This is a genomic window from Rhodothermales bacterium, assembly GCA_034439735.1.
In the GTDB taxonomy this organism is placed as follows: domain Bacteria; phylum Bacteroidota; class Rhodothermia; order Rhodothermales; family JAHQVL01; genus JAWKNW01.
Window position 1 is genome coordinate 1 of the sequence record JAWXAX010000146.1, and the last position, 17,136, is coordinate 17,136.

The 17,136-nt window shown below is 61.2% G+C and carries 14 protein-coding genes; 3 read left to right on the forward strand and 11 right to left on the reverse strand.

Features of this window, described 5'->3' with window-relative positions:
- Positions 1-78: 78 nt before the first annotated feature.
- On the forward strand, positions 79-447 hold the full coding sequence (locus SH809_11310; GenBank protein MDZ4700285.1) for a hypothetical protein: 369 nt from the start codon (positions 79-81) through the stop codon (positions 445-447).
- On the opposite strand, the gene SH809_11315 is transcribed toward SH809_11310, so the two are convergent.
- Entirely contained in the window at positions 419-817 is a 399-nt protein-coding gene (locus SH809_11315; GenBank protein MDZ4700286.1) for a hypothetical protein, read from the reverse strand. The genes SH809_11310 and SH809_11315 overlap by 29 nt on opposite strands.
- Positions 818-1,426: 609 nt before the next feature.
- On the opposite strand from SH809_11315, the gene SH809_11320 reads away from it, so the two are divergent.
- Together SH809_11320 and SH809_11325 are read left to right on the forward strand one after the other, a co-directional pair.
- Positions 1,427-1,894: a hypothetical protein gene (locus SH809_11320; protein ID MDZ4700287.1), complete on the forward strand. Its 468-nt coding sequence runs from the start codon at positions 1,427-1,429 to the stop codon at positions 1,892-1,894.
- Between the two features lie 44 nt (positions 1,895-1,938).
- A complete protein-coding gene (locus SH809_11325) occupies positions 1,939-2,871 on the forward strand; it encodes a TIM barrel protein (protein ID MDZ4700288.1) in 933 nt (310 codons plus the stop codon).
- A gap of 13 nt (positions 2,872-2,884) precedes the next feature.
- On the opposite strand, the gene scpB is transcribed toward SH809_11325, so the two are convergent.
- The 10 genes from scpB to infB form a co-directional block, all read right to left on the reverse strand.
- Positions 2,885-6,559, reverse strand: a complete 3,675-nt coding sequence (scpB, locus tag SH809_11330; protein MDZ4700289.1) for an SMC-Scp complex subunit ScpB — start codon at positions 6,557-6,559, stop codon at positions 2,885-2,887.
- A 204-nt stretch (positions 6,560-6,763) separates the two neighbouring features.
- Positions 6,764-7,531, reverse strand: coding sequence for a segregation/condensation protein A (locus SH809_11335; protein ID MDZ4700290.1), 768 nt, complete (start codon positions 7,529-7,531; stop codon positions 6,764-6,766).
- Positions 7,532-7,643: 112 nt separating this feature from the next.
- Positions 7,644-8,576 carry a GDP-mannose 4,6-dehydratase gene (locus SH809_11340; protein ID MDZ4700291.1) on the reverse strand — a complete coding sequence of 311 codons (933 nt, stop codon included), beginning with the start codon at positions 8,574-8,576 and terminating at the stop codon, positions 7,644-7,646.
- Positions 8,573-9,817, reverse strand: coding sequence for a pitrilysin family protein (locus tag SH809_11345; GenBank protein MDZ4700292.1), 1,245 nt, complete (start codon positions 9,815-9,817; stop codon positions 8,573-8,575). The genes SH809_11340 and SH809_11345 overlap by 4 nt, the downstream gene beginning before the upstream one ends.
- Before the next feature lie 113 nt (positions 9,818-9,930).
- A complete protein-coding gene (gene pnp / locus SH809_11350; GenBank protein ID MDZ4700293.1) occupies positions 9,931-12,255 on the reverse strand; it encodes a polyribonucleotide nucleotidyltransferase in 2,325 nt (774 codons plus the stop codon).
- A 250-nt stretch (positions 12,256-12,505) separates the two neighbouring features.
- Positions 12,506-12,772 carry a 30S ribosomal protein S15 gene (gene rpsO, locus SH809_11355; protein MDZ4700294.1) on the reverse strand — a complete coding sequence of 89 codons (267 nt, stop codon included), beginning with the start codon at positions 12,770-12,772 and terminating at the stop codon, positions 12,506-12,508.
- A gap of 100 nt (positions 12,773-12,872) precedes the next feature.
- Positions 12,873-13,805 (reverse strand): bifunctional riboflavin kinase/FAD synthetase, encoded by a 933-nt coding sequence (locus tag SH809_11360; protein MDZ4700295.1) that lies wholly within the window; start codon positions 13,803-13,805, stop codon positions 12,873-12,875.
- Positions 13,805-14,536: a tRNA pseudouridine(55) synthase TruB gene (gene truB / locus SH809_11365; GenBank protein MDZ4700296.1), complete on the reverse strand. Its 732-nt coding sequence runs from the start codon at positions 14,534-14,536 to the stop codon at positions 13,805-13,807. Before truB ends, SH809_11360 begins: the two co-directional genes overlap by 1 nt.
- 13 nt (positions 14,537-14,549) lie before the next feature.
- Positions 14,550-14,924 (reverse strand): 30S ribosome-binding factor RbfA, encoded by a 375-nt coding sequence (gene rbfA / locus SH809_11370; GenBank protein MDZ4700297.1) that lies wholly within the window; start codon positions 14,922-14,924, stop codon positions 14,550-14,552.
- A 62-nt stretch (positions 14,925-14,986) separates the two neighbouring features.
- On the reverse strand, positions 14,987-17,136 hold a 2,150-nt coding region (infB, locus tag SH809_11375; protein ID MDZ4700298.1), incomplete at its 5' end, for a translation initiation factor IF-2.

Consider the following 17,136-nt stretch of genomic DNA (forward strand, 5'->3'; position numbering starts at 1 on the left):
CCTCCTCCGTGCCCCATCCATCCACATGTGCACCGCCTCGCCCCTCACACACAGCGGCCGTAACGCAGTTCCCTGGCCATGCGAATGTTTCGTTCCTACCGGCTGCACCTGGCGCGCACTGCATTTCTGCTTGCGTTCCCCCTTTATGCCCTCGCTCATGTCCAATGGTTCAGCGCCTACAGCTACGCCGAGCGCCCCCTCCCCCTCGATGAAATCCTGACGCCCCTCTTCGCAATTCTCCTGGCCGTGTCAACGATCAGCGTAGCCGGCGTGGTTGTGCTCGATGAGCGACTTACCCGATTGCCCCAGTACGCGACCATCTCCGCCTGGCTAATCCAATTCGAACATCGGAGCGACTTGTTCCTCACCCTGGGATTTGCGCCTGACTTTTTCCTGAGCGTAGCCGCCTTTGTCGAATTTACGCTGGGCTTTTTATCGATTGAATGAACGCGTCGTGCGTGTCACGCCGCAGGCCGTACACCTGGCTAGTGGCAAGTTCATCCGAACGCATACCCCTCTCTGGGCCGTAGGCGTCCGAGCGAATCCGCTTGCGGACCTCCTCGGCCTCGAGCAGACGCGGGGGGGCCGAATCGTGGTACAACCCGACCTCAGCGTACCGAACCGACCTGATGTGTTCGTCATGGGCGATATGGCGGCAAGCACCCAACTCGACGGCACCGTCCGCCCGCAGCTGGCGTCGGTTGCTCGGCAGGCCGGCCGGCACGTCGCGACCGTAATTCAGCGCCGGCTTCGCCAGGAAGAAGCGCCGGCGTTCACGTACCGCGATCCAGCCCTCATGGCCACGGTCAGCCGGCATGCCGCGGTCGCTGAATTCCCCGGGGACAGGCTCCAGGGATTTTTTGCCTGGCTGTCCGGGCTACTGCTGCACCTCGTCCTCCTGGTAGGATACCACAAACGGATGCACGTCATCATCAGCTGGATTTGCACCTACCTGACCCAGAATCGCTGCGCTCGTCTCATCCTCCCGATCGAGCAACGCGTGGCCCTGATAGCCGCCGCCCCCCCGAAGCCCTTGGGCGATGGGCGGCTCCCTGGCCGGCGCACGCGGAACCTGTGTCGCCCGAGGGGGACCCGCTGCGCCACATCAACCTGTTGCTCGCGCAACATATCCAGGAGAAGACAGCCGTGGGCTCGCGATAGACGACTCGGCGCGAGTCAAGCCCAGCATTTGTCTTCTCGCAGGAAACTTCACGAAATGAGACCCATTACACCTGTAAAACGAGTTCTCATTCCGCGGCTGGCAGAAAAATACCGCACGCCATTCATCATTGTAGGTGCGTCGCGTGCATATACGGATAGGGCTCGCCTCGTACCCGATCGTCACTGCTTCCGGCGAATTCGCAATCGACATCCGCTTAGAGCCGGCGAAATCGCTGCCTTCAGACCTGTTTGATGGAGAATCACCATGCACCGTTGTCTAGTTTTCGCACTCGCTGGAGCCTTTTTGCTCCTCTCCGGTTGCGCACATTCCGCCAATACCCCCGGCGCCGACAGAGCCCCGGATGAGCCCAAGACCGAACTCCGGGACGCCACGTTGGCCGAAGCCGAAGTCGTGCGCATCTTCCTGGATGGGGTAGACAAAGGCGATACCCCACGTGCGTTGCGTGTCGATCGCCGTTTTGGATTCAGCGAAATCCTGCTTCGTAAGGGGAAAGAACGCAAACGGCTGTTCGAGATCGAGCAGACCAGCACCTCGGGCTCCAACACGATGGCCTATCAGTTTGGCCATACAAACGATGGATACTATCTTACGCTCAATGTAGAAGACCTGCCCAAGAAACGTAACTCGGATACGCACTTCTACATCCCCTACACGAATTCGCCCCTGCTGATCACGGATCGGCAATACGGCTTGGAGATCATCATCTATTGATCGCCTCGCCGGCCGATCTAATGACCCGGTTACCGACGATCCTCATGATGTCTCGCCGCCGTTTCGTACAGTCGGCCGCCGCGCTTGGCGCCAGCGCCGTGGCCCCTTCCTGGCTTCATGCGACGCCACCGAGCGATGCGTCTCGCATCGGATGCCAGCAATATACCTGGTTCAATTTTTATCAGCGAGACGACAAAGACTGGTTCGCGGATTACGATGCGTCCTTTACGGCGTTTCGCTCCTCCGGCCTGGCCGGATTCGAGCCGGCGTTCGGCTCCCTGGCCGAGGTCGAACGGCTGGCGCCGTTCCTGGCATCCCACCGCATCTGGATGTCCTCACTGTACGTCGGCTCGACATTGCATCTTCCCGATGTCGTTGAAGCCAACATCGCGCAGGCGCTTGAAATCGCCGTCGCGGCGAAATCTCTGGGCGCGCGGATCGTGGTTAGTAACCCATCCCCCATCGCCTGGGGCAGCCAGGAGAACAAGAATGACGCTCAATTGACCCTCCAGGCGAACGCGCTCGACCGGCTCGGGGCTGCTCTCCGCGCGGAAGGCCTTACCCTTGCCTATCACACGCACGACCCCGAACTACGCGCCGGCGCACGCGAGTTCCACCATATGATGCTCGGGACCGACCCCGAACATGTGAAGCTGTGCCTGGATGCCCACTGGGTCTACCGCGGCGCCGGCAATTCACAGGTGGCCCTGTTTGACATCGTTCGGCTCTATGGGGATCGCATCGTTGAGCTGCACCTACGGCAATCCCACAACACCGTCTGGAGCGAGACCTTTGGCGATGGAGATATCGATTATCGCCGGCTGGTGTCCGTCCTGCAGGATCGGAGCATCAAACCCCTCCTCATCCTCGAACAGGCGGCCGAAACGGGCACCCCTCGCACCATGAGCACTGTCGCAGCCCTCACACGCAGCCTCGCCTACACGGCCGACGTATTTGCTCCGTTGCTCGACGGGTGACCGGCATTCCGCCTCATTCCTCCTCTCCTTCCGACGTTGCCGCTTCCCCCCGCACGCCGTCGAGGCCATTCTCGAGTGCCATCAAATGCATGCGCTCCCGTTGCAGGGACGGGTCGTCCAGTAACTCTTCGATCTCTTTTAATTTCGGCAGCGCGGCCAGCTCGCTCAGGCCGAATTGCTCGAGGAAACGCTCGGACGTTCCATACAATAACGGCTTCCCGATAGCCTCGCTCCGGCCGACGATGTCGACGAGTCCCATCTCGAGCAGCTTGCGTACGGCGTAGTCGCTATCAACACCGCGGATGAAGTCCACCTCCGGTCTTGTCGTGGGCTGGCTGTAGGCCACGATCGCCAGCGTTTCCATCAACGTCCTCGACAGTTTCTTTGGGCGGTCCTGTTTGTAGATCGCGCGGATATACTCGGCATACCCGGGATCCGTCGCCATGCGGATCCCGCCGGCCCAGATCTTCACCCGGAAAGCCCTGTTCAGCCGGCTGTAGAGTGTATTGAGCCGTTCCACCGACTCCGCCACCTGGGCATCCGTGGGCCGGCGTTCGCCGGAGATCTCGCTGAAGACGCGGGAGACCCGCGCCAGAGGAATCGGGTCGTCTGCCGCAAACGCCAGCGCTTCGACCACGCCATCCAGCTTCGCCTCATACTCGGAGATTACAGGTGCCTCCGAGACGATTCCACCGTGGACAGGTGATTCCGATGGAGGAACGGGATACGCCTTCGGCTGGCTGACGGGCGGCTGGCGCTCATCCTCGGATTCCCGGTACTCAAGCGCTTCGAGCGCTTCGCGGGCGCTGCGTGTAAGCTTCTCAGCGTGTCGCTGATCGGTATCCTCGGGGATGGCCATGTGTTCTGCCATGAAATGATGCGTTGTCGGGCCCGGCGTTTCAGAACGATCACGTTCGGCCGGCCTGGCTTCTAGGAGCCTGGCTTCTAAGGTGGATACTGGCGCGGGCTGCTCGCTAAACACATGGGCCGGAGCCGGGGTTTCCGCATCGCCCCCTTCATCTGTGGCTTTGCTCCCATCCTCCATCCCCCGGCGTTGCTGCCTCTGAGGCGTTTGCACGTCAGGAGTCGGAACCGTCGCAGCCCCTTCTGACGTCGACGCCTCTCGATTTGACAAGGATACCTCGGATACCCGCATTTCGAATGGCGCCGGCTGACCAGGATTCGCCTCCGCGTGCCGAACCTCTTCATCCTCTGCCGCAAGGAAGGCAGCCGAAACGCTACGCAAGGGCGAGGTATCAAGCAGGGCATCGGATGCGGGATCTTCCTCTCCTGGATGATCGCCCACTGCTTTCTGAACCGCGTTCGACCCTACTAGGGGTGAATCGATCACCGGTTCGGGAGCTATCGGCGACTCGACATCGGGCTGGTGAACCACGACGGCTTCGACACCTGGTTCTTCACTGCTCGACGACATCATAACCGACTTTTCAAGTACGGGCTCTTCGATGACCGCCGCCTCAACAACCGCTTCTTCAACAACAGGCGCCTCAACAACCGCCTCTTCAACAACAGGGGCCTCAATCACGGATGCTTCAGCAATCGTCTCCTCCACAACAGGGGCCTCAATCACGGATGCTTCAGCAATCGTTTCCACGACAACCGGGGCCTCAATCACGGATGCTTCAGCAATCGTCTCCTCGACAACAGGGGCCTCAATCACGGACGTTTCAGCCATCGTTTCCTCGACAACCGGCGCTTCAATTGCCGGAAATTCAGTTCCCGGCTCCTGCATCGGTCCAACGGATGTCGACACAGGCTTCCCTGGGTTGGCCTGAGCCGGCGGCAAATCGGCCTTCTGCTCTTCAACGTGCGACGCCTCAGCGTTCAAGCGCGGTTCAGGCTCAACGATGCGTACCGTTTCTACCCGCGGAACGACACGTCGTTCGGGTTTTGAAAAGAGCGCCACGCTGCGCTTTTTTTCTTCGGTGGGCCGTGGAAATTGTGTTTCCTCGGTGTGAGTCGTCGATTTCGCCACGACAGGTGGGCGCTCATCTTCCTGGTTCGGTTGAGGAGGCTCCGGAGTCGCTCCTTGCGACGCCTTGGCGCTAGCGACATGATGCTCCTCATGCTCATTTTTGAGGCTCAGCAGGAAATCGGACAGTGATTGCGCCCGGCTCGAAGGGGGGCCGGCTGTATCGGGCGGGCGGCGTTCTCCCTCGATGGCCGCCGCGATCGACTCCAGCGCCGGGAAATTTGGACGGGGATTGGGGGCCTGATCGGTCGTCGCGAGGTTCGTCGGGATTGCGTGGCCGTCCCCCGTCGGCGGATCGAGGCGCGCGAGGATGGAAAGGGCCTGCTGACGTGCATCAGCGATCTGGCCTCCCTCCTGCGAAGATAGAGGCGTGGCTTGCCGGGAAGTCGGCGGCTCGGCAGGCGGCGTCCGCAGCGTATGAAACGCCTTCAACACATCCGGCTTTTTGGGCCGAGCAAGTTCATGGGGCTTGTCCTGTCCAGCCGGCGCGCGGGAGGGGTCCTCCGAGGGCGAAGCAGCCGAACGATCCAGTTCATTCGCCTTGCGGCTTTGTACCGGAGACACAATCCAGCTCTCACGCGGCATCGCGGCGTCGTACGAGGTGGCCGAAAATCGGGGAGGGCCTGGGGCATCCATGGGGGCATCGACACTCGGCGCAGGGCGCAGCCGAGGGCCTGTCTCGCTGGATTTCCGCGGAATATCGAGCGTGCCGTTTAACGGGTCGTAGATGCGGCGTGCGCCCGCTGGGCGTTCTGCTTCGCCGGCATCGTCCGCGCTCAGCGTGGCGTCTGGGCGTTCCGGTCGGCTTTCAGCGAGTGTCCGATCACTGCCCTCCCCCATTGACGCTTCCAGCTTATCCAGGGACTTTAGGACGAACGACTCGTAGTCACTATCCATCCCGTCGAGCTCCGTGGGATTCGACAACAGGACATTCGAATCCAGCGCCGGCGCGGACGTATCCGCCGCGGACGCAAAATCGATCGGTCCGTCTTCATGCCAGGGAAGGGAGTCCTCCCGTTCAATCGTCTCGGGCAACTCCTTGGCAGACTCGAGCGTCTCTTCCGGCTTGAAACCGGGATACCGCGGTGCGTGCGGAATGATATACGTTTCACCGACCCGGCTGAACTTGTCGAAGGACTCGATAACCTGTCGTTTGAAGACCTGGAGCCGGGCGCGCAGTGCGTGGGAGTCTATACTTTTGTCGCCGCCGTGAAACCGGATGAGATCCTGCTCGACATCTTCCGGCAGCGATATTTTGCGCACGTCTACACGCAGACCCCGCCGGCGGAGGGCGGAGAGTAATTCGTTTTTGTATTCGTCGATACTCGGCAGCTCAGCATCATTATCCGGCTGTGGAGTGGCTATACCTCCCGATGAGAAGAGGCCACTTGGTGGGGTATAGCTATCCTCGCCGTCGGGCTCGTTGGCCAGGGCGCCGAGGTCCCATATGGGTTTGTCTTTCTTTTTGACGGGGAGGACTTCGTCGGCAGGGGCAGGATCCTGAAAGAGGCCTTCACCCTCTTTCAGAAAAGAGGTAAGGTAATTTCCGGGATCCAGCCACGTGTAGTCTCGCTTTTCGGGCGACCAGATCGCCGTCCCTGAGACTTTGACCCAATCCACATCCCGATCAGAGAACGGCGACGACCGTCCCTTCTTTAAAAGTCGATCCCTAAATCCGCCAAAGTAACGAGCCATAGCGGCGTATCGGTTTCGCCGGTGAATGGAAACGTACGCGAGCCGTCGCGGGGCGAGGCGTCACGTGCGTCGAGGGGCTCGGGGGGATGAGACAAAAAACGCGCGGAGCATCCGTGTAAGTTTAACGTGTGGGGCTCCCGTGTACGAACGCTTTTTGACGACGCCTGGCTGCGTTTTTCAGAGAAAGGCCATGCGCCGTTGGGCTCACTCGTTTGCCGGCTGTACAGTCGGATCCGCTGGCGGGGGTGTCGCGCCCCCGTAGGAGAGGGTGCGTTCCAGGTAGAAATCGTTCCCGTCGGGGGTGATGAGAAGCGAAACCTGTCCCTGCTGCGCCATCTCAAGGATCACGAGGAAGGTGACGATGATAAAATGCTTCGGCCGACTGGCGATGAGGTGAACAAACGAGAGCCTGTCCTCAAAGGCCAACCGCTCCAGCACAAACTCGCGCTGAGAATCCAGCGAGTACTGGTTACGATGTACCGCGTGAACGGGCGTATCCGGCACCTCGCTGAGCACTCGCTGTAAGGCGCTGATCAGACTAAAGACCGACACCTCGAGCTCGACACCCTGCACTCCAATAATCTGCTCCTTCTCCTGCTCGGAGAACGAACGCGTGAAGTGCTCGCCGCGTATCTCATAATTGTCGTTCAAAGACTGTGCCGCCTCCTTGTACTGCATGTACGTAAGGAGTCGCTTCACCAGTTCGCTGCGTGGATCGACCGGTTCGCCCTCTTCATCCACTTCGGCCGACGGCAGCAGCATGCGCGCCTTGATGTTGATCAACTGGGCGGACATATAGATGAAGTCGCCCACGCTATCGAGGTCGATCTGCTCGAGCACACGCACGTACGAGAGAAACTCGTCCGTTATCCGCGAAATGGGGATATCGTGGATATCGAGTTCATCCCGCTGAATAAAAAACAGCAGAAGGTCCAGGGGTCCTTCGAATTCCTGCAGTTGAACGCGATACATCGAAGCGAGGTGAATCGGCTAGTGATCGGCAAGCCGGCAGCGGCCATAACCATGGACGCAAGAATCGTGCGGAAGCCGCGCCCGTCGCTGGCGCATCCTATTAGGAGTATCGTCACGGCGAACCGCCGGCGCGAGATTTAAACCAGGCGATGGTGTGTGTCAATCCATCCGTCAGGCTTATTTCCGGCCGCCAACCCAACGTGTGGCCGGCCAGGCCGGCATCGAGCACGCTGCGGGCGACCTCTCCCGTGCGCGCCGGCGCCAGGGCAAAGCCGGGGTCGACGCCAAGTGCATCGGAGAGGACGTGGTACAATTCCAGGACGCTGGTCTCGATACCGGTCCCAATGTTAAACGTGCCGCTCGCAGGCTGCCGCAGGGCCAACCGATTGGCGCGAACGACATCGCCCACATACACATAATCGCGCGTCTGGAGGCCATCCCCAAAAATCGTGACGGGACGAACGGCGAGCAGCCGCTCGATAAACACCGAGATCACACCCGCGTCGCCTTCGGGTGTCTGGCGAGGGCCATACACGTTGGCGTAACGGAGGGAGACAGTAGTCAAGCCGTGGACATCCGCGTAATAGGCAAGATACCGCTCGGACACAAGCTTGGATACGCCGTAAGGCGATTGGGGGCGCTCCGGATGGGTTTCGTCCTGAGGAACACGCACGGGCTCGCCATATAACGCCCCTCCGGAAGAGGAAAAGACGACGCGCCGGAGTCCGGCGGCACGACCGGCTTCCAGCAGATTCAGCAGCCCCAACACATTTACGCGGGCATCAAACGCCGGCTCGGCGACAGAGCGTCGGACGTCGATCTGGGCGGCAAGGTGTACCAGAGCGTCGAAGCGATGCTCGGCAAAGAGGTCGCACACGGCAGGGTCGCCGATGTCCAGGACGTGCAGTGACACACCGGGGGGAACCTGCTCTCGGTAGCCATTGATCAGGTTGTCGAGCACATGTACCTCGTGCCCTTCATCCAGCAACGCATCCGCGACATGGGAGCCGATAAAGCCGGCGCCTCCGGTCACGAGCACCTTCATGCCGGCGTGAGCGCGATGGTGGAGAACGTATCCGGGGCAAACAGCGTCTGGGCGAGGTCCTGCACCTGCGCGGCCGTCACGGCCTCGACCGAGGCGATGATTTCGTCCAGCGAGAAATTGCGGCCAAAATAAAGCTCTTGTTTCCCCAATCGCATCATCCGGTTGCTCATGCTTTCGAGCCCCAACATGAGCGAACCCTTGACCTGGCTGACCGCCTGGTGGAGCAGGCGCGGGCTAATGGGGACCTGCGCGAGGCGGTCGATCTCCCGAAGGATCAGCTTTGTCGCGCGGGGGATTTTCTTGCTATCCGTGCCCATATAGACGCCAAAATCGCCCGTGTCCGACTGCATGTTGGCGAACGAGTAGATCGAGTAACAGAATCCGTACTTCTCGCGGATATTCTGGTTGAGCCGGCTGGACATCCCACTGCCCAGGATCGTATTGAGCACATTCATGACGCTCCGACGTTCGTCCATGATACCAAACGCGCGCCGGCCCAGGACGAGATGCGCCTGCTGGATTGGCCGCGGCTCGATGAGATCGCCCGGGGCGTAACCGTTGACCGACGGCGTGGCGTACTCGCGGTTCGTGCGATCCACCCCTTCAAAAGCCTTGCGAACGTACTGGACGACGCGGTTGTGGTCGATATTACCGGCGACGGAGATGATCGTCCGCGCCGGCGTGTACCGGGTATCGACGTAGTGTTGAAGCTGGTCGCGCGTGAAAGACCGGACGCTGTCCGGGTAGCCGATGATCGGGCGCGCGAGAGGGGTGTTCTTGTAAACGACGGCCTCGTATCGATCAAAGATGAGGTCTTCCGGCACATCCTCATACATCTTGATCTCCTCGATCACCACATCCTTTTCCTTGTCGAGCTCCTTTTCGGGGAAGGTCGGCCGGAGGATGAGATCGCAGGTGACATCGATCGCACGGTCCAGATGTTCGTCGAGCGCGCGGGCGTAATAACAGGTGTATTCCTTGGTCGTGAAGGCATTCAGATAGCCTCCGACAGACTCCAGCCGGCGCGCGATCTGATCCATCCTCCGGCGTTGGGTCCCTTTGAACACCATGTGTTCGATAAAATGGGAGATGCCGGCTTCCGCCTCGCTTTCATCGCGACTGCCGGTATAGACCCATACGCCTACCGAGATGGAACGGACAGAGGGAATGGCTTCCGTAACGATACGGAGTCCGTTCGGGAGCGTGGTTTTATCAAATCCGGAAGCGGCCGGCGTGTTCATGGCTCGGTCCCGAGATGGGCGTAATGAGTTAAAAAAACGGGGATCCCCTGATTTGAAACACCGGGAGGGAGCAAGGCTCCCTCCCGGTGTCCAACGTTCACACATCGACTGGTCTAGCGACGTCCACCGCCACCACCGCCGCGACGATCGCCACCACCGCCGCCGCCGCGACGATCGCCACCGCCACCGCCACCACGACGATCACCACCGCCTCCTCCGCCGCGCCGATCGCCACCACGATCTCCGCGGTCGCTACTACTGCGCTCCCGCTCGGGCCGTTCGACGCCATTCTCCGGTTTCGGGAGGAACGGTTTACGGCTCAGACGGAGTTTGCCGTCGTCGCGGACTTCGATCAGCTTGACGCGGATCTTGTCGCCTACCTGCACATAGTCTTCGGGACGTTCCACGTACACATGGTCCATCTCCGACACGTGCAACATGCCTTCTTTCCCCGGCATGATCTCGATGATCGCACCGAAGCTCAGGATGTCGCGCACGGTGCCTTCGTATTCCTCACCCTCTTCAGGGACGGTTACGATGCCCTTGATGATGCGCAGCGCCGCTTCGGCATTCTCCTGGTTGGTAGCGGACACGGTTACGTAACCAACGCCATCGCGTTCTTCGATCTCGATCTGAGTGCTCGTCTCGCGCTGGATGCCCTGGATGATCTTGCCACCGGGCCCGATAACCGCGCCGATAAACTCGGAGTCGATCGTGATCTGCGTGAGGCGAGGCGCGTAGGGCGACATTTCGCCGCGCGGCTTGTCGAGCACCTCGGCCATCTTGTCGAGGATATATAGCCGGCCTTCGCGGGCCTGTTCGAGGGCGCTTGCGAGGACCTGCTTGGTCAGACCCGACACCTTGATGTCCATCTGGCAGGCCGTGATCCCGGCGCGGCTCCCCGTCACCTTGAAGTCCATATCGCCGAGGTGGTCCTCGGTGCCCAGGATATCGCTGAGCACGGCAACCCGCACCCCGTCCGTGATGAGCCCCATTGCCACGCCGGCAACGGGCGCTTTGATCGGGACGCCGGCGTCCATCATGGCTAGTGCACCGGAGCACACCGACGCCATGGACGACGAACCGTTGGACTCCAGCACGTCCGCATTGATGCGGACAGTATAGGGGAAGTCCGCATCCGCGGGCATGATGGCCGACAGGGCGCGTTCGGCGAGGTAGCCGTGGCCGATCTCCCGGCGGCTGGTGCCGCGAAGCATCTTGGCCTCACCCGTACAGAAGGGCGGGAAGTTGTAGTGGAGGTAGAACCGGCGATCCGTGGTGTCGAACACCTGGTCGACCGCCTGGGCGTCTTTCCGGGTGCCGAGGGTAACGGAGGCGAGCACCTGTGTTTCGCCGCGGGTGAAGATCGACGAACCGTGGACGCGGGGCAGGTAGCCCACTTCCGCCCAGATGTTGCGGATCTCCATGAGCCCCCGACCGTCGAGCCGGCGACCTTCGGCGAGAATCATTTCCCGCATCACGCTGCTCTCGACATCACCGACGGCAGTCTTGATCTGGCTTGCTGTATACCCTTCGACCGTAGCCTCGGCACGCGGTTTACCCGTTTCCGGGTTGTTATCGCCGAGGAGCTGGCTCAGAACGAATTCCTTGAGTTCGTCGATGCTGCTGTAGAAAGCTTCCTTCAGATAGGGCTGCAAGAGCACCGCACGCACCTTCTCGCTGATCAGAGCGGAGACGGTGTCGATGAGCGGCTTGGGCGTGACGATTGGAGTGTAGGTCATCGGCTCCGGTTTCCCGAAGGCATCGACCAGCGCCTTCTGCCCCTGGCAGAGCTTCTTGATCGCTTCGTGGCCCACTTCAAAGGCCTCAAGCATGGTCTCTTCAGAAACCTCCTTCATCTCCCCTTCAACCATCATGATGGCATCGGCCTTGCCGGCGATGATCAGGTTGATTTCGCTCTCCGCCATCTGCTGGAGCGTGGGGTTGACGATAAACTCGCCGTTCACGAGCCCGACACGCACGCCGGCCGTCGGCCCGTCGCACGGGGCGCCGGCCAGCGCCAGCGTAGCCGATGCCGCCACGCCCGTGAGGACGTCCGCATCGTTCTCATCGTCCGCCGAAATGACGTAGATGATGATCTGCACTTCATGGCGGTAGCCTTCGGCGAAGAGCGGACGGATCGTCCGGTCGACGAGGCGGCTGGTCAGCGTCTCTTTATCGTTCAAGCGGCCTTCGCGCTTGATGAACCCGCCCGGGATCTTGCCGCCGGCCGAGAATTTCTCTTTGTACTCTACCGTGAGCGGGAAAAAATCCGCATTCTCACGGGGTTTCGGGGCTAATACGGCCGTAGCCAAAACCATGGTATCACCCAGGCGGGCGACGACGGAACCGTTGGCCTGTTTTGCGAGGCGACCGGTTTCCAGAGAGATGAACCGCCCGGGGGCGAATTCTATCTCTTGAATTGTTGCTTTCGACATTGTCTTCGTGTAAGTGAGAGTATCTTTTTCCTTTCTCCATCAATCAACATGACGCTACTGCTGCATGCGCTCAGGCACGTTCATCTACCAGCTACACATCGAATCAACGGACGACAGCCGGCGGACGCTCCGCCGGAATGGCACATAACATCGGGCGTCTCAACCCGCAGCAGGAGGCGCCGCGGTCCCCTCGGACACGCGCGCCTCACGTCGCGACGCAGCGATCACACCGGACTACACACCGGAGCGGTTACTTACGAATACCGAGGTCCTCGATGATCTTACGATACCGTTCGATGTCCTTGGCGACGAGGTAGTTCAACAGCCGGCGGCGCTTGCCTACCAGTTTGATCAACGAACGGCGGGTAGCGTGGTCCTTCGGGTGGAGCTTCAGGTGCTCCGTCAATTCGGTGATACGCTTTGAGAAGATCGCGATCTGAACTTCCGGAGTGCCGGTGTCGTTCGCCGCTTTACCGAACTGTTGGATGAGTCCGGACTTCAGTTCCTTCGTGAGCATGTAGGGCTCCTCTTTAGATTATACCATGCTAAAGAAGATGCACGCCGTGCGGGTCCTTCGTATCAGAGCCCGGTGTTCAACGTACACCCTGCGCTGTAATTCAGCGCTCTAATTCGGCCATACAACGCGCCTTGTCTTTTGAAAGTTGCTCGACGAGCGCGTCGACGGTGGTGAATTTTTTCTCGTCGCGGATACGTTCGACGAAATCGACCCGCAACGAATGGCCGTACAGATCTGCCTCCACGTCCAATAAATGGACCTCGATCCGCAGATCGGCGCCATTAAATGTAGGCCGAACGCCGATGTTGAGCATGCCGGCAGCAGGCGTCGCGACCCCTGGCCGCCAGACGCGCACGGCGTAGACGCCGGGCATGGGCACTACCTTGCGGGGGTTGTCCACGGCGAGGTTGGCCGTAGGGTAGCCGATGAGCCGGCCGCGGCCGTCACCGCGGATCACGGACCCCGTCAGACGATACGGCCTACCGAGCATGCCGGCCGCCTGCCGAACATCGCCTTCATCGACCAACACCTGGCGGATGCGGGTCGACGAGACGACATCCGCCTCAAGCACTTGCGCGGGAATCACATCCACCCCGAACCCGTACTGCTCGCCGAGTTCACGAAGCAGCGCGCTATCCCCCTCACGACCCCGGCCGAACCCATGGTCGTACCCGATGACGATTTCCTGCAGACCGATGCGCGCCAGCAGCACATCCGTCACAAACGCGGCGGCGTCCATGCCGGCGAGCTCCGGCGTAAATGGAATCACGATGAACCGATCCAGTCCCAGCGCATCGAGGGCTTCGGCGCGTTCCTCGATGGTAGTCAACAACGGCGTGGGCGTGCCGCGAACGACATCGCGGGGATGCGGATGAAAGGATACCGCCACGCTGATCCCCCGCCGTAAGTGGGCGCGCTCGACGAGATAGGCAATGATGGACCGGTGCCCCAGGTGCACGCCATCAAACGTCCCGACGGTGACGATGGAGCGTGCATCGTGCGCGAGCGAATCTAACCCTACGATGTATTCCATTAGAGCGGGCGATCTCTCGCCGGCGCCGCAGCGGCCAGCGCATCGAGGGCCCAGGCGCCCTCTACCCTGTACGGCCCGATAGCCACGCGGCGCAGCGCCGTAAGGTATCCGCCAACCCCGAGACGCGCCCCGAAGTCGTGCGCGAGGGTTCGAATATAGGTGCCTTTGGTGCACGCAACCTCGAAGGGGACGTCGTCGCCAACGCGAGGGCCGAGGGTGAAACGGGCGATCTCGATCGTGCGAGCGGGTCGTTCGATGGCCTCGCCACGGCGCGCCTTTTTGTAGAGGCGTTCGCCGCCGATCTTGACGGCGGAATACATCGGGGGGATCTGCTCTTGCCGGCCCAGAAACGATTGGCGCACGGCATCGAGGTCGGCCTTGCTGACGCCGCTGGCGTCCGTGTGGGCCTCGGCCGGCGTCTCGGCGTCGTAGGAAGCGGTCGTCGCGCCAAGCCGGATCGTGCCGGTATAGACTTTGTCCATCCCCATAAATGTCTCCATGCGCTTCGTGGCTTTCCCGACGAGGCAGATTAGAAGACCGGTGGCCATGGGGTCCAACGTGCCGGCGTGGCCAATTTTTCGGATGCCGAGGATACCGCGGAGCCGGCGGATGACGGTGAAGGAGGAAAACCCATCGGGCTTATCGACCAGCACAACCGCATCCGAGAGATCGGGGAAATTCGGGTACCCGTACACCGATGGTTCGGCCGGACCGTGCGAGGAGGTGTTCACGCGATGGCGGGGTTCAAGTGTCCGACTCGCGACGCTCCCGTTCCGCGCGGATGCGCTGGAAAAGGGTCTCCATCTTCTCCGCCTCCACCGCCGACTCGTCGAGGAAGAACCGGATGTCCGGGATCGTGCGCACCTGGTGTCGGATTCGGCCGGCGAGCTCCGCGCGAATCTGCGGGGCTAGGCCTTCGAGGTGTTTAAAGACGGTCTTGCGCTGCATCTCCGTCGCGCCGAGGACGCTGACGTAGACGTAGGCGATCGACAGGTCCTTCGTCACGCGCGCCCCGGTCACCGTCACCATCGGCTGGAGTTGCTCGACATAGTCCTGTCCCAGGATCTGCGCGATCTCCCGCTGGATCAACCGCGCGACTCGTTCCATGCGGATGCTCATCGCGATTTCCTCAAAATCTGGCTACGGCGTCGCGAGGCCGAAGCCCCGCGACGCGGTGCAAATCAAACCGACAACTTCCGCTTCGTCTCGACGATTTCGTAGGCTTCGAAGCTGTCGCCAACCTTGATGTCGTTGTAGTGCTCCATCCCGATGCCGCACTCGTATCCGGTGAGCACTTCCTTGACGTCGTCCTTGAAGCGGCGGAGGGAGCTGATCTCTCCGTCGTAGATGACGATGCCATCGCGGATGAGGCGGATGCGGTCGCTTCGGCGGATGCGGCCTTCCGATATGAAGCAGCCGGCGATGGTGCCCATTTTCGGGACCTTGAAGATCTCACGAACTTCGGCGACGCCGGTGATCTTCTCCGACTCTTCCGGCGAAAGGAGTCCTTCGAGGGCATCGTGGACGTCCTTGATGGCGTCGTAGATGATCGAATACATACGAATATCGATCTCCTCGCGCTCGGCCAGGTTGCGTGCGCCGGTGTCGGGCCGAACCTGGAAACCGATGATGACGGCATCCGAAGCCGATGCCAGCATGACGTCGCTCTCGGTGATCGCACCCACGCCACGGTGGATGATATTGACCGCCACTTCTTCGGAGGAAAGTTTGAGGAGCGAGTCGGACAACGCTTCGACCGAGCCGCCCACGTCCGCCTTGACGATGAGGTTGAGCTCCTGGAAATCGCCCAACGCGAGGCGACGGCCGATTTCGTCCAGCGTAATGTGCTTGCGCTGGCGGAGCGACTGTTCGCGGTGGATCTGCTGCCGGCGTTGCGCGATTTCGCGCGCTTCCCGTTCTTCATCCAGCACGACAAACTGGTCGCCCACTTCCGGAGCGCCCGTGAATCCGACGACGAGCGCGGGCAACGCCGGACCAATGGATTCGACGCGTTTGTCCCACTCGTTGAACATGGCGCGGATGCGGCCGCTATAGATGCCGGCCACGAACGCATCGCCCACCCGCATCGTCCCATTCTGCACCAGGATGGTAGCCACCGTACCGCGGCCTTTTTCGAGGCGGCTTTCGATGACGACTCCGTAGGCGTTTCGGGTCGGGTTGGCGCGCAACTCCTGCAAGTCCGCCTCGAGGAGCACTTTTTCAAGCAACTCCTGCACACCAGCGCCCGTTTTGGCTGATACGAAGGCGCACTGCGCTTTGCCGCCGTATTGTTCGACGAGCACCCCTTGATCCGCGAGGCCCTGCATCACACGGGGAGGATTAGCGTCAGGCCGATCGATTTTATTGATCGCGACAACGATCGGGACTTCGGCCGCCTTGGCGTGGTTGATGGCCTCGATCGTCTGGGGCATGACCGAATCGTCGGCGGCGACGACGAGTATGACGACGTCCGTCACCTGAGCGCCGCGGGCGCGCATGGCGGTGAAAGCCTCGTGGCCCGGGGTATCAAGGAAGGTCACTTTGCGGCCGTCGCCCACGTCCACATGGTAGGCGCCGATGTGCTGAGTGATGCCGCCGGCTTCTCCGGAGACGACATTCGCCTTACGGATATAGTCGAGCAACGACGTCTTGCCGTGGTCGACGTGGCCCATGACGGTCACGACCGGGGCGCGGGGCAGGAGATCTTCGGCCGCATCTTCGCCCAGGTCGATGTCGTTGGTGCCGAAGTCCGTGATAAACTCGGCCTCGAATCCGAACTCGTCCGCTACAAAGGAGATGGTATCCGCATCCAGGCGCTGGTTGATCGACACCATGAGGCCAGAGGCGAACAGGGTGCTGATCACCTCGGTGACTGAGACGTCCATCAAGCCGGCGAGCTCGCCGGTCGAGATGAACTCGGTAACTCGCAGGATGAGCGAATCCTCTTCGGCCGTGACGATATCGCGTTGCCGCTGGGCCGCCACGTCGTCGCGTTTCTGGCGGCGGCGTTTCTGGCGGGTGCGGCTGGCGCCTTGTTCGAGGGTGCGGAGCGTTTCCTGGTAGGACTGCTCGACTTCCGCCGCGTCCACCTGGGGACCTCGTTTCCGCTTCTTCTTGTTTTTGGCGGCCGCGGTCTCCTTTTCCTTGTCTTTCTCCTTCTCCTTGACGGTTCGCTCGACCACGGCCGGCGCCTGGGGTTCGGCATCGGGCGTGTCCGCTTTCCGCTTCCGCTTCCTTTTTTTCTTTTTCCGCTCCGCCGCGCTGTCGACATCGGCGAGGTCGATCTTGCCGATCACCTTGGTGCCTTCGAGCTTGTAGCGACGGGCCGAGA

What these genes read in the sequence shown, in the direction of transcription:
- SH809_11340 (MDZ4700291.1), bottom strand. Translation starts at nt 8,576, where the DNA reads ATGAAGGTGCTCGTGACCGGAGGCGCCGGCTTTATCGGCTCCCATGTC.
- SH809_11315 (MDZ4700286.1), bottom strand. Translation starts at nt 817, where the DNA reads ATGCCGGCTGACCGTGGCCATGAGGGCTGGATCGCGGTACGTGAACGC.
- SH809_11325 (MDZ4700288.1), top strand. Translation starts at nt 1,939, where the DNA reads ATGATGTCTCGCCGCCGTTTCGTACAGTCGGCCGCCGCGCTTGGCGCC.
- pnp (MDZ4700293.1), bottom strand. Translation starts at nt 12,255, where the DNA reads ATGTCGAAAGCAACAATTCAAGAGATAGAATTCGCCCCCGGGCGGTTC.
- SH809_11360 (MDZ4700295.1), bottom strand. Translation starts at nt 13,805, where the DNA reads ATGGAATACATCGTAGGGTTAGATTCGCTCGCGCACGATGCACGCTCC.
- SH809_11320 (MDZ4700287.1), top strand. Translation starts at nt 1,427, where the DNA reads ATGCACCGTTGTCTAGTTTTCGCACTCGCTGGAGCCTTTTTGCTCCTC.
- SH809_11345 (MDZ4700292.1), bottom strand. Translation starts at nt 9,817, where the DNA reads ATGAACACGCCGGCCGCTTCCGGATTTGATAAAACCACGCTCCCGAAC.
- rbfA (MDZ4700297.1), bottom strand. Translation starts at nt 14,924, where the DNA reads ATGAGCATCCGCATGGAACGAGTCGCGCGGTTGATCCAGCGGGAGATC.
- SH809_11310 (MDZ4700285.1), top strand. Translation starts at nt 79, where the DNA reads ATGCGAATGTTTCGTTCCTACCGGCTGCACCTGGCGCGCACTGCATTT.
- rpsO (MDZ4700294.1), bottom strand. Translation starts at nt 12,772, where the DNA reads ATGCTCACGAAGGAACTGAAGTCCGGACTCATCCAACAGTTCGGTAAA.
- SH809_11335 (MDZ4700290.1), bottom strand. Translation starts at nt 7,531, where the DNA reads ATGTATCGCGTTCAACTGCAGGAATTCGAAGGACCCCTGGACCTTCTG.
- scpB (MDZ4700289.1), bottom strand. Translation starts at nt 6,559, where the DNA reads ATGGCTCGTTACTTTGGCGGATTTAGGGATCGACTTTTAAAGAAGGGA.